Origin of the sequence: Flavobacterium olei (genome assembly GCF_039749035.1) — a bacterium.
Lineage (GTDB): Bacteria > Bacteroidota > Bacteroidia > Flavobacteriales > Flavobacteriaceae > Flavobacterium > Flavobacterium olei.
Genome location: NZ_JBDKWC010000004.1, coordinates 177,293 through 190,334, shown reverse-complemented (window position 1 = coordinate 190,334; position 13,042 = coordinate 177,293). Strand labels below are relative to the sequence as shown.

At 37.1% G+C, this 13,042-nt stretch carries 13 protein-coding genes; 8 read left to right on the top strand and 5 right to left on the bottom strand.

The annotated features are described in order from the left end of the window. Window positions 1-672 precede the first annotated feature (672 nt). The 8 genes from ABEB31_RS11765 to ABEB31_RS11730 all read left to right on the top strand — a co-directional run bounded on the left by ABEB31_RS11765 (window position 673) and on the right by ABEB31_RS11730 (window position 7,714). Window positions 673-2,841, top strand: coding sequence for a TonB-dependent receptor (locus ABEB31_RS11765; protein ID WP_163394685.1), 2,169 nt, complete (start codon window positions 673-675; stop codon window positions 2,839-2,841). Window positions 2,842-2,845: 4 nt separating this feature from the next. Next, complete coding sequence (locus ABEB31_RS11760; protein WP_163394684.1) at window positions 2,846-3,637, top strand: cation diffusion facilitator family transporter; 792 nt, start codon at window positions 2,846-2,848, stop codon at window positions 3,635-3,637. A 197-nt stretch (window positions 3,638-3,834) separates the two neighbouring features. Then, complete coding sequence (locus tag ABEB31_RS11755; RefSeq protein ID WP_163394683.1) at window positions 3,835-4,167, top strand: ArsR/SmtB family transcription factor; 333 nt, start codon at window positions 3,835-3,837, stop codon at window positions 4,165-4,167. A 10-nt stretch (window positions 4,168-4,177) separates the two neighbouring features. After that, window positions 4,178-4,663 (top strand): GNAT family N-acetyltransferase, encoded by a 486-nt coding sequence (locus ABEB31_RS11750; RefSeq protein ID WP_163394682.1) that lies wholly within the window; start codon window positions 4,178-4,180, stop codon window positions 4,661-4,663. 85 nt (window positions 4,664-4,748) lie between these two features. Beyond that, the gene (locus tag ABEB31_RS11745) at window positions 4,749-5,222 is read left to right on the top strand and encodes a DUF6428 family protein (RefSeq protein WP_163394681.1); all 474 of its coding nucleotides are present in this window, start codon (window positions 4,749-4,751) and stop codon (window positions 5,220-5,222) included. Between the two features lie 46 nt (window positions 5,223-5,268). After that, window positions 5,269-5,883 (top strand): arsenate-mycothiol transferase ArsC, encoded by a 615-nt coding sequence (locus ABEB31_RS11740; protein ID WP_163394880.1) that lies wholly within the window; start codon window positions 5,269-5,271, stop codon window positions 5,881-5,883. A gap of 2 nt (window positions 5,884-5,885) precedes the next feature. Continuing rightward, window positions 5,886-6,956: an ACR3 family arsenite efflux transporter gene (arsB, locus tag ABEB31_RS11735; protein ID WP_163394680.1), complete on the top strand. Its 1,071-nt coding sequence runs from the start codon at window positions 5,886-5,888 to the stop codon at window positions 6,954-6,956. Window positions 6,957-6,979: 23 nt separating this feature from the next. Then, window positions 6,980-7,714 (top strand): metallophosphoesterase family protein, encoded by a 735-nt coding sequence (locus ABEB31_RS11730; protein ID WP_163394679.1) that lies wholly within the window; start codon window positions 6,980-6,982, stop codon window positions 7,712-7,714. A gap of 105 nt (window positions 7,715-7,819) precedes the next feature. Here ABEB31_RS11730 and ABEB31_RS11725 read toward each other — a convergent pair whose 3' ends face one another. The 5 genes from ABEB31_RS11725 to dnaK all read right to left on the bottom strand — a co-directional run bounded on the left by ABEB31_RS11725 (window position 7,820) and on the right by dnaK (window position 12,910). Next, entirely contained in the window at window positions 7,820-8,155 is a 336-nt protein-coding gene (locus tag ABEB31_RS11725; protein WP_163394678.1) for a helix-turn-helix domain-containing protein, read from the bottom strand. A gap of 107 nt (window positions 8,156-8,262) precedes the next feature. After that, a complete protein-coding gene (locus ABEB31_RS11720) occupies window positions 8,263-9,012 on the bottom strand; it encodes a hypothetical protein (protein ID WP_163394677.1) in 750 nt (249 codons plus the stop codon). Between the two features lie 5 nt (window positions 9,013-9,017). Next, on the bottom strand, window positions 9,018-10,268 hold the full coding sequence (locus tag ABEB31_RS11715; protein WP_163394676.1) for a site-specific integrase: 1,251 nt from the start codon (window positions 10,266-10,268) through the stop codon (window positions 9,018-9,020). Further along, window positions 10,265-10,819 carry a helix-turn-helix domain-containing protein gene (locus tag ABEB31_RS11710; RefSeq protein WP_163394675.1) on the bottom strand — a complete coding sequence of 185 codons (555 nt, stop codon included), beginning with the start codon at window positions 10,817-10,819 and terminating at the stop codon, window positions 10,265-10,267. The genes ABEB31_RS11715 and ABEB31_RS11710 overlap by 4 nt, the downstream gene beginning before the upstream one ends. Window positions 10,820-11,023: 204 nt before the next feature. Continuing rightward, the gene (gene dnaK / locus ABEB31_RS11705; protein WP_347051847.1) at window positions 11,024-12,910 is read right to left on the bottom strand and encodes a molecular chaperone DnaK; all 1,887 of its coding nucleotides are present in this window, start codon (window positions 12,908-12,910) and stop codon (window positions 11,024-11,026) included. Window positions 12,911-13,042 lie beyond the last annotated feature (132 nt).

Below are 13,042 nucleotides of genomic sequence, written 5' to 3'. Positions count from 1 at the left end.
TGGAAATGTGTGATAGTACTTACCGGCATAATGGGATTTCTTTCCTTTTTTTCACAATATTAAAACTTCATTATAGTTCAATAATTTTTAAAATTCTAAAAATTGACTTCAAATCATCCACAAGCCCCTTTCGAGAGATTGGGGCTAAATTTTACAGATGTATGATGTCTAATGACCAATCTGCTTAAAATAATTATTTGAAATCAATGAAGCTTCACACAAGAAATTATTAATAAGTTTAAATAATTGTCAAAATATATCTAAATTTGGGATGTGAAATTCTTTCTAACATTCTTATCAATAATTGTACTGATTCTTTCAACAGTACCCTGTTCCGCATTCTCTAAGCATTCAAAATGTGATACAGAGAAAAATTGCAAAAATGAGTCGCATAATTGTGGAAACAACTGCAACGGAAGCTGTTCTCCTTTTTATTCCTGTGGAAGCTGTACAGGTTTTACAATTACACATACTTCTATAATCAAAATTTCTGAAAAGCTTGAATTTATAACAAATGAGATACCTCAGCCTATCTTTTACAATAAGTTTGTTGATTCCTCATTCACTTGCAAAATTTGGCAGCCGCCTAAAATATCTTAATATTTTAAATAGTTCTAACTTCATGATTCTAGATAATGAATCTATTTATGTATTAATATTAAGAAATAATAAATGTTTAAATATATTATATTGACTTTGGCAATAGTAACTATTGGCACAGCGCATGCACAAAATACAGTTAAATTCCTCCTTAAAAATGCTGAAACAAGTGAGGCAATGCCCGGTGTAACTGCCAGTATTGGGCAAACTAATCTATCATCTGTTTCAAACGCGGAAGGACTGGTTATTTTTGAAAATCTGCAGCAAGGAGTTTATAATGTTTCATTTTCCATGGAAGGTTATAAATCGCAAATTGTACCGGTTACAGTACCCTTTAAAAATGAATTCTTAGAAATTTCATTAGAGAGCGAGGCTGAAGAGATGGATGAAATTATAGTCACTTCTACCAGGGGTACACGAACTATAAGCAATATTCCAACCCGCGTTGAACTTATTGCCGGAGAGGAACTTGAGGAAAAAGCCAATATGAAACCCGGGGATATCAGAATGATGCTTAATGAAAGTACCGGTATCCAAACCCAGCAGACCTCCGCAACTTCCGGAAACTCCTCTATCAGAATTCAGGGATTAGACGGAAGATATACACAAATATTAAAAGATGGTTTCCCTGTTTATTCCGGAGCTTCAAGTGGCCTGGGATTACTTCAGACACCTCCATTGGACTTAAAGCAGGTAGAGATAATCAAAGGATCCGCCTCTACACTTTATGGGGGTGGCGCAATTGCAGGTTTGGTTAACCTAATTTCCAAAACACCGACCGAGGAAAGAGAACTTCGATTTTTATTAAATGGAACTTCTGCCCTTGGTTTGAATGTCAATGGGTTTTATTCACAGCGATTTAGTAAAATTGGATTGACCGTTTTTGCCTCACATGATCGAAATGCACCTTATGATCCTGCCGATATCCAGCTTACGGCTATTCCAAAGTTTGAGCGCTTTAATTTCAACCCGAAATTATTTGTTTATTTTAATGAAAATACTAAGCTTAATTTTGGCATAAATACCGTTTTCGAAAATCGTATTGGCGGAAACATAGATTACATAAAAGACCAGAGCAATTTCCCAGACAGTTATTTTGAAAAAAATAAAACAAAGCGTATCAGCACTCAATTTACACTTACACATAGGTTAAGTGAAAAGGAATTACTGACATTCAAAAATAGTTTTAATAATTTTAGCCGTGTCATCACGATTCCTGATTATACTTTTGACGGTCTTCAGAATAGTACTTTTTCTGAAATTACCTATTCGTTTAATGGCGAAAAATCCGAATGGGCTGCGGGAGCCAATTTATATACTGATAAATTTACAGAAAATAGTACTACTGCTTTTCCTTTAAGAGATTATAATCAGATAACATATGGGGCTTTTGTTCAAAATACCTTAAAAGCGAAGGAATGGCTGGATATTGAAACCGGTCTTAGAGGTGATTATGTTATTGATTACGGGTTTTCACTATTGCCAAGAATTTCCGCTTTGTTTAAAATCACTCCTAAACTTACCTCAAGACTTGGCGGTGGATTGGGTTATAAAACACCGACTATATTTACCGAGGAAAGCGAGCGTATTCAGTACCAGAATGTATTGCCAATCAATAGTGATTTTAACAAACTTGAAAAAAGCTATGGCGTTAATTTTGATGTAAATTACAAAACTAATATTACTGAAGATATATCTTTGTCGATCAATCAGTTATTCTTTTATACCAATGTAGATAATCCCCTGATCCTAACTTCGCTTCCTGACAATATTTATCAGTTTGTAAATGTAGATGGTTATTTAGATACGAAGGGCACTGAAACAAATCTAAAATTAGGCTATAAAGATTTCAAGCTATTTCTAGGGTATACCTATACTGATGCATCGATAGATGACAATGGTATTAAATCTGAAAATCCTTTAACAGCCAAACATCGATTGAACAATGTTTTGATGTATGAAGTAGAAGATAAATGGAAAGCTGGTTTGGAGGCTTATTATTACAGTCCTCAAAAATTAAATGATGGGACAACTGGAAGAGAATACTGGATTTTTGGTTTTATGGTCGAAAAATTATGGGAGAATTTTTCTGTTTTTGCTAATTTTGAAAACTTTACCGACACCAGACAAACGAAATTTGGAAGTATTTATACCGGCCCAATTTCAAATCCTGTCTTTAAGGATATTTATGCCCCCCTTGATGGATTTGTAATAAATGCTGGTTTAAAAATTAAGCTATAGTGTTATGAAAAAAAGCACCTATAACATTAAAAAGATGGATTGCCCTAGTGAAGAGCAGCTTATCAGAATGAAGCTTAGCAGTATAAATCAAATAGAACGTCTGGATTTTGATATTCCAAACAGAAAATTAAGCATTTATCATTCAGATGACGCCAATAGTATCACTAGTGCTATTGACAGTCTTAATTTTGACAGCACTTTATTGACCTCTGAAGAAACACTGGATATTTTAACTCCAACAGATGATTCCGGGCAAAGAAAATTGTTATGGCAGGTTTTGATTATAAATCTCTCATTCTTTCTTATAGAAATTATCACCGGATTTATTTCCAATTCTATGGGATTAGTGGCCGATAGCCTGGATATGCTGGCTGATAGCATCGTTTATGGTTTGGCACTATTAGCAGTTGGAAGCACCGTGTCAAGGAAAGTGAGCGTTGCACAGATAAGTGGATACTTTCAAATTGTTTTGGCGATTTTAGGCCTTATTGAAGTGATTCGAAGATATCTACATCAGGAAAATATCCCAAATTTCCAAACCATGATCATAGTCTCCGTGTTTGCGCTGTTGGGTAATTCACTTTGCCTTTATTTACTCCAAAAATCAAAAAGCAAGGAGGCACATATGGAAGCAAGCATGATTTTTACTTCCAACGATGTTATCATTAATATCGGGGTAGTAATTGCCGGTATTTTGGTTCACTATACCAACTCCATGATACCTGACCTGTTAATTGGCATTTGTGTTTTTGCGATAGTAGGCAGAGGCGCTTTTAAAATATTAAAACTGAAATAATACTATTTGCCAGACGATATTAAGCTGTTTGCTGCTTTTATAAACTTAAATAGTTCCGCCTGGCTCCTGCCACAAAAGTTTCATAGGCCTTTAAACATTGATGTTTAAAGGCTTATCTATTTAATTATCTAAAAAAATAGTAAAAATCTTTTTATAATAAATTTTATATCGTAATATTGCAATATAAACATAAAGCAATGGGAGCTACAAAAACAGATCATTTTACAGACAATCAAAACCAGCTTGCGATTTTGGCTAAAGCATTAGGGCATCCTGCCCGAATTGCAATTATGGAATACCTGCTAAAAGTAGATACCTGTATCTGCGGAGATATAGTTAACGAACTACCGCTATCACAGCCTACAGTATCGCAGCATCTTAAGGAACTTAAAAATGCGGGTCTCATAAAAGGCAGCATTGATGGCAACTCTATTTGTTACTGTATTAATGAGCCTGGACTGGAAAAAATAAAAGGATTTTTTGAACACATTAGTGCTCATTTAGAAAAAAAGAGAAACGAGTGTTGCTAAATTAAGTACTATGGAAATCAGAAAACTATTGGATACAGATTGGCCGCAGGTTCAAGTAATTTACGAGAAAGGCATTAAAACCGGAAACGCTACTTTTCAGACAAGCGCCCCTTCATGGGAAGAATGGAATGAATCGCATCTCGCTTCCTGCAGGATTGTTGCCCAAAGTAATGACCAGATCATAGGCTGGGCAGCCCTTACACCTATTTCCTCACGGTGCGTTTATGCGGGCGTAGCAGAAGTAAGTGTTTATGTTGACCCGGAGCATTCCGGCAAAGGAATTGGTCTTGCGCTTTTAAATGAGCTTGTTCATTTAAGCGAAGCTGAAGGTATATGGACACTTCAGGCCGGTATATTTCCGGAAAACATTGCTAGCCTGCGTATTCATGAAAAAGCCGGATTCAGGATTTTAGGTGTCCGCGAAAAAATTGGGAAGCAAAATGGCCTTTGGAGAGACACCGTTCTTCTAGAAAGAAGAAGTGCACTGATCAAATAAATAGTATTAGAAGTGCATCAAAAGAGATTAATTTAATCATAGTTATTTCTTTCAAATAAAATTATAAACTTTAAAAACATACATTATGAAACTTTCACAAATTAAAGAGGTATTAAAAACCGTAGAGGCTGTAAATTTTGAATTGCCAAACGGAAATTTTGTTCCGGAATATTTCCATGTAACAGAAGTGGGCCTGATCACAAAAAACTTCATCGACTGTGGCGGAACAGTAAGAAAAGAAACAGTTGTAAATTTTCAGCTTTGGGATGCCAATGATTATGAGCATAGGCTAAAACCACAAAAACTGGTTCATATTATCGAACTTTCAGAAAAGGTTCTGGGTATTGAAGATCATGAAATTGAAGTTGAATATCAGGATACTACAATTGGTAAGTATGATCTTGATTTTAATGGCAAAAATTTTGTGTTATTAAATAAACAAACTGCCTGTCTGGCTCAGGACCAGTGCGGAATCCCTTCAGATAAATCGAAAGTAAAATTATCACAGCTCAATGGCGAAAGTACAAATTCATGTGCTCCCGGCTCAGGCTGTTGTTAATTTCAAAATAACTATTAAAAATTTACTATCATACCAGACAAAAACTATGTTATTTACTGAAATAAAAAACACCATTAGTTCATTTGATTTTAACCAGATTTCAGAGGAGCGTAAAACTATCCTGCAGCCATTAGTGGATTATATTCAAAATAAAGTTGACAGCAAACTGCCGATTCGGCTTAATATGATCTGTACACATAATTCCAGAAGAAGCCATTTGTCTCAGATTTGGGCGCAGACTGCTGCTACACATTTTAGTGTACAGAATGTTTCCTGTTATTCGGGAGGCACTGAAGCTACTGCCCTATTCCCAAAGGTGGCCGAAACCCTGCAAAATTCCGGGTTTAAAATAAAAACTATTTCAGAAGGGCAAAACCCTGTTTATTCCATAAAATTTGGGGCTAATGAACTTCCCGTTATCGGTTTTTCTAAAACTTATGATGATGATTTCAATCCTGAAAGTGAATTTGTCGCGATCATGACCTGCTCACAGGCAGATGGTGGCTGTCCTTTTATTGCCGGCGCCGAAAAACGTATTCCAATAACCTTTGAAGATCCAAAGGTATCAGACGGCACACCGCAGCAAAAAGAAATATATCTGGAGCGAAGCCTTCAAATTGGAACTGAAATGTTTTATGCATTCTCACAAATCAAACAATAAAAATGTCAGCAAATAACTGTGCGCCTGCCGAGGGACGCAAACAATTAGGTTTCCTTGATAGATTTTTAACCCTTTGGATTTTCCTTGCAATGGCCCTTGGGGTTGCGATAGGATATTTCATTCCTTCCAGCGGAAATTTTATCAACTCTTTTTCCAGCGGGACAACCAATATCCCTTTGGCAATTGGGCTGATTCTGATGATGTATCCGCCTTTGGCAAAAGTGAAATACGAACAGATGGGGCAGGTTTTTAGAAACACTAAAATTCTTGGTGCTTCCCTATTCCTGAACTGGATTGTCGGTCCAATTTTAATGTTTTTACTGGCCCTGCTTTTTTTAAGCGACTATCCAGAATATATGATCGGTGTCATTTTGATTGGTTTGGCACGTTGTATTGCCATGGTTGTAGTTTGGAATGACCTGGCAGATGGGAACAGGGAATATGCTGCGGGCCTTATTGCACTTAACAGTATTTTTCAGGTATTACTTTACAGCGTGTATGCTTATATCTTCATAACTGTTCTTCCTCCCTACTTTGGTTACAACGGATTTGAAGTTAACATCAGTATCGGGCAGATCGCCGAGAGTGTAGGGATATATTTGGGAATTCCTTTTGCACTTGGAATCATAAGCCGTTACACGCTTATTGCACTAAAAGGTTCAGAATGGTTTGAAACTAAATATGTACCTTTTATTTCTCCCATTACACTTATATCACTGCTTTTTACCATTATAGTGATGTTCAGCCTTAAAGGCGAACTAATTGTTCAGATCCCTATGGATGTTGTTCGTATTGCAGTTCCACTTGTAATATACTTTACCATCATGTTTCTGATTAGCTTTTTTGTTGGAAAATATTTTGGTGCTGACTATTCAAAAGCAACGGCAATAGCTTTTACGGCCACAGGAAACAATTTCGAACTTGCAATTGCAGTGGCAATTGGTGTGTTTGGCATAAACAGCGGTCAGGCATTTGCAGGAGTTATAGGGCCTTTGGTAGAAGTACCGGCGCTTATAGCACTGGTTAATGTTGCGTTCTGGTTCAGAAAGACGTATTATTTAAAAACAGTATAGTTTTCTATACTAATTTCCTGAAAATGAGAATTGCAATACTGTCGGATATACATGCTAATTTCCCAGCACTGGAACAAACCTTAAAAAGTATTGAACAGCAGAATATTGATGCTGTTTACTGCTTGGGAGATTTGGTAGGCTACAATGTATGTCCTAACGCCGTGATAAACGAAATTCGTAAAAGACATATTCCTACCCTGGCAGGAAATCATGATGTTAAAGCTGTACAAATACATAATGAAGGTTCTAACGACTCTGAGAGTTATGCCTATCAAATTGTGGGTAAAGAGCAGATTAAATACCTTTCTTCTCTTCCTGCCCATATTAAATTGGAATTCCAAACAGCTGATAAATTAATCAGGATCTTAATGGTACACGGTAGTCCATATAGCAATAAGGAATATTTGCTTGAAGATAAAATAGAAAAAGATTTCACGGATATTTTTCTTGATTGCAATGCGGATATTCTTATCTGCGGACACTCCCACAAGCCATATCACAGAGTTTTAGAAAATCCGACTAAAAAAGGAAATTATTTCCATGCCATTAATGCCGGATCAGTAGGGAAACCTAAAGACGGAAATCCAAAATGCTGCTATGCTGTGATAACGATTAGCCAAAGCAGCAAGTTTTGTAAAAAAGAAGGTATAGGGGTAGAATTCGTAAGAGTGGACTATGATATTGAAAAAGCTGCACAAGCTATAGAAGAGAGTATCCTTCCTAATGATTTAGCGCAAATGCTAAGGAAAGCATATTAATTAAGTAAAGTAAATATTCAATTGAAAATTTTATAAAAATCAGTTTAAGTGATTCCAGAAGGATTCGAACCTAGGCCCCTTGTATTCTTGCAGGAAATTATCCATCTACTTATTATGATTATATTTCAATGCTTCTGATTCGATTTCCTGAATTGTTTTCTTTTTCCCTTTAGAGATCCATTCTAAAAGTTCTTCTTCAAAAAAGTACAGCTTTTTACCATATTTATAGCACGGAATTTTTCTTTGCCTTACAAGAGCGTAAATTGTAGGCTTTGCTTTCCCTATTAACCGGCTGGCTTCTTCAATTCCAATAGGAATACTTTTTTCTTTAGACTCAAATACCTGCACATTCTGAATCATAAGTTTAATCTCGGCAATTTCTTTCACTAAGTGTGCTACTGCTTTGGGCAGGTTTTCAAAAGAGATTTCATTTATATCCATAGCCATCGTTTTTAATAGTTATGGTGCAAATGAAAAAAGTGTTTCTGCTGTGTCCTTCTTCACAACAAAAACACTTGAAAAACACAGTGCTTTATGAGTATTGGCAATTAAAAATCTGTAAAATCTTCTATTATCTTTATAAGCCCTTTCTGTTCATCATCTTTCAAATGCGTTTTAATACTCTTGACTTCAACATCTTTTAAAGCGTCAGCAAAAGTCAGTTTTAAAAACTGTGCGGCTCTGTCCTGTCTGCTGACTTTAAAACAATTCCAGATATTCCAGCCGAAATGATACAGATCGAGATTGGACAGATCCTTTACTTTTACCGGTCTAATCTTCTCGAAATTTATTTCTTCAGCATATATGATTATATTCTTGCCTAATTGTTTCAGATCATCATCCGACGCATAAAGCGCGAACTCCTGCTGTGAATAACGGATGGCAGCATCAATTCTGGCCTGTTTTTGATTTTTGACTGCATTTTGCCGCTCCTCCCTTATCTGTTCAATATCTCTGGCTGCATTTTTATTCGCAGATAATTCGGTTTTAATTAAAACATCCTGCCGCACCTCTTCTATTTTTTCAAGGTCTTCACCTGGAATGCCGCTTTCAGGAGATTCATTTTTTTTTGCCCTCAAAAAACGATTCAGTAATCTCTCAGCCAAATCGTTTAGAAATAAACTTAGAATTGCAAACATTAAAACACCAAATCCAGTGCTGATCCAAAAGAAAACGCCGGCCGTATATTCATCCGCACCTTTTTCCAGCAGCACCAGTCTCCCGATTATGCCCACAAAGACACAGACTAGAAAAACAGACAGGTAAACTGTGATATATTCAAAGTATTTAATTTTCATTGCGCTTATTTCTTTAAAGATTCCAATTGTATTGCCTGCGAAGCACTGTTTTTCTTCTCATCTATTACTTTGGCATAGATTTCAGTAGTTTTTACATTGGTATGCCCTAGCATTTTACTGACCGTATAAATGTCTGTGCCGCTTGATAGCTGTAGTGTTGCAAATGTATGGCGGAAGCAGTGGAAGGTAATATTCTTTTTAATGCCTGCAGATTCAATCCATTTTTTCAGAGGGCGTGAAATCCACGACGGGTCGGGCAGATCCTCAAAGACAAGCTGTCCGGGAAGCCTCGGTTCTCCGCAGAGATCTAAAGCCTGCTCAGAAATAGGCATGTATTCGACACCCTTTGTCTTTTTCTGCGTAAAATGCAGTTTGGCTCTGCCGTCTTCCAGACTTATCTCTTTCCAGCGGAGCTTCTGAATGTCGGAATGCCTCAAACCTGTAAGCACTGAGAAAAGCGCCGCTCTTTTAAGGACGTCTTTTTCGCAGGGCGTTTGGGCCAATGCATTCAATTCTTCAATAGTGAGATATTCACGTCTTGACTCCTGCTCAGGGATGCCTTTTATTTTTGAAGATAAATCAACGGTTAAATATCCATCAATAAAAGCCTGTTTCAAAGCGGCTTTAAATATCGAAAAATACGTTCCCGCAGTGTTGCGGGAAAGGATTCCTTTTTTACCTCCTCCGCGCGGAGCTGATAATAAAAAAAGTTTAAAATCTTCCGCCATTCTGCTGTCAATTTGGGAAAACATTAGGCTGCCAGATGAATAGCTTTTTAAAAATTCTTTGGTGCGCTCCCAAGTGATCTGAATGGATTTTGAACCTCGGGCGTGCCTTTTAGCCGCCACCGCAGCAATGTATTTAATAAAATCCTCTTTTGCTTTTTCTTTATGTTCAACCAATAGGTTCTCAGCATCACTGTACAGATCTGTTTTATCGTATTCTTTCTGCCGGATATTACGCACTGCGTCCGCATATAGCATTATCTCACGGTCGCTTTCGCTGCTGCAGATTATTATTCCGTTATCGCTGCGTCTGGGTTTATAGGATTTTATACCCTCTGCATCTGTGCGGGCAGTTCTTTTCTTGTCCCACTCCACTGTTGTTACGGATCTGTTTAAATATTCACGGATTCTCTGGGGCGCTTTCTTTCCGGAAACCTCTACAGGATAGCTTTCTATGTAAACATACCATTCCTTTCGGTCTTCTGCCTTTCGAAGACGCACAGTCACCTTGGTTTTTGCTAATTGCTTCATATAAAATCATTTCCGTTATACAAATTATCAATTTCCGTTTTGGGGGCATATACATGCTTTCCGATCTGTCTGGTTGGGATTGAATATTTCCTAATATGGCTGTAGACAGAACCTTCTGATATCTGAAATCTCTGAGCTATTTCACCGATGGAATAGCAGTCTTCTTTTTCAAGGCTGTATAATTTTTTCTTCGGTATACTCTCAGCCTGCGGCAGGCTGCGCTCAGGGCCGAACATCCCTTCCATGACGCTGCGGTCTATCCTTACAAGGCGGGTTCCAAGATTAACTGACGGAACTTTTCCCTGGCCGACAAGCCTATAGAGGGTTCTTTTGGCAATGCCAAAAAGCATGCCAGCCTCAGAGACGGAAAGAAAGGCCCTGTCCTGCGGTATTTTCTCTATCACCGCTTTGATTTCTGCTTCATTTTTAAGCTGCTTCATCTTCTGCTTGTATGCTTTTTTACTGCATTTTTGTGAGCAGTAGACAGAAGTTACGGTCTTGGGCAGAAACACTTCCCCACAGACAAGACATTGTTTATTTATTCTTTTCATCGCCTTTATCCCCAATTTAAGTGCCATAAGTATACATAAGTGCCACATTATCGCCTTTTAAGTGCCGGTACAAATATGGTACAAATATATGACAAAAAATGATTAAAAAACAGCAGAAACAAAAAAGAATAAAAAAGAAAAACCGCTGTAAACATTTCGTTTACAGCGGTTTAATACTTATTATTAACTGATGTTAATCAGTAATTATTTGACTTCTTCGAATTCAACGTCTTCAACATTGTCTCCAGAAGACTGCTCTTGTTGTGGAGCAGCTTGTTGACCTTGGTCACCACCTTGAGCGTACATTGCTTCTGTAGCTGTTTTCCAAGCTGCATTTACATTGTCTAATCCTTTTTGGATTGCATCAAGATCCTGAGATTGGTGAGCCATTCTCAATTCTGTTAAAGCATATTCGATAGCTGTTTTGTGATCATCTGTCAATTTATCTCCTAACTCTTTCAATTGAGATTCAGTTTGGAAGATAGTACTGTCAGCTTCGTTCAGTTTCTCAGCTCTTTCTTTTGCGATTTTATCAGCATCAGCATTAGCTTCAGCATCTTTTTTCATTTTTTCGATTTCTTCAGCTGTTAAACCAGAAGAAGCTTCGATACGGATATCGTGAGATTTTCCAGTTCCTTTGTCAGTTGCAGAAACTTTGATGATACCATTAGCATCAATATCAAAAGTAACCTCGATTTGAGGAACTCCTCTTGGTGCTGGTGGAATACCATCTAAGTGGAAACGACCGATAGTTTTGTTATCAGCAGCCATTGCTCTTTCTCCTTGTAATACGTGGATTTCAACAGATGGTTGAGAATCTGCAGCAGTAGAGAATACTTGAGATTTTTTAGTTGGGATAGTCGTGTTAGACTCGATTAATTTAGTCAATACACCACCCATAGTTTCGATACCTAAAGAAAGAGGCGTTACGTCTAGTAACAATACATCTTTTACATCTCCAGATAAAACTCCACCTTGAATAGCAGCTCCAATAGCAACAACCTCATCAGGGTTAACACCTTTAGATGCTTTTTTACCGAAGAATTTTTCAACTTCGTCAGCGATTCTTGGCATACGAGTAGAACCTCCTACAAGGATTACTTCGTCAATATCAGATGTAGATAAACCTGCATCTTTTAATGCTTTAGCAACTGGCTCCATAGAACGTTTTACTAAAGAATCTGATAATTGCTCAAATTTAGCTCTTGATAATTTTTTCACTAAGTGTTTTGGTCCTGAAGCAGTAGCAGTTACGTAAGGTAAGTTGATTTCTGTTTCAGCAGAAGATGATAATTCAATCTTAGCTTTCTCAGCAGCTTCTTTCAAACGTTGTAATGACATTGGGTCTAAACGTAAATCAATTCCTTCTTCAGATTTGAATTCGTCAGCTAACCAGTCAATAATAACCTGGTCAAAATCATCACCACCTAAGTGAGTATCACCATTTGTAGATAATACTTCAAATACACCGTCTCCTAATTCAAGAACAGAGATATCAAAAGTACCTCCACCTAAATCGTAAACAGCAATTTTTTGATCTGTTCCTTTTTTATCTAATCCGTAAGCAAGTGCAGCAGCAGTTGGCTCGTTGATGATACGCATAACTTTAAGACCTGCAATTTCTCCAGCTTCTTTTGTAGCCTGACGTTGTGCATCGTTAAAGTAAGCAGGAACTGTAATAACTGCCTCAGTTACTGTTTGACCTAAATAGTCTTCAGCAGTTTTTTTCATTTTTTGAAGTGTCATTGCAGACAATTCCTGAGAAGTGTATAAACGACCGTCAATATCCACACGTGGTGTATTGTTGTCACCTTTTACAACACTGTAAGGAACTCTTTTTGCTTCTTCTGTAGTTTCAGCAAAAGTGTGTCCCATAAAACGTTTAATAGAAGCAATCGTTTTTGTAGGATTCGTTACTGCTTGTCTTTTTGCAGGATCTCCTACTTTAATTTCTCCACCTTCAACAAAAGCGATGATAGATGGTGTAGTTCTTTTTCCTTCTGCGTTAGGGATAACAACTGCTTCGTTACCTTCCATTACAGAAACACAAGAGTTCGTCGTACCTAAGTCAATTCCGATTATTTTACCCATTTTTTATATATTTAATTTTTGATTTAATTTCAAACTCATGTGGCATAAGTCAATCTTTGTGCCAAGATAAAAAACTAATATAATTTGTCAGTTTGATATTGGCACACTAAAAAAATCTGCCAACATGACATT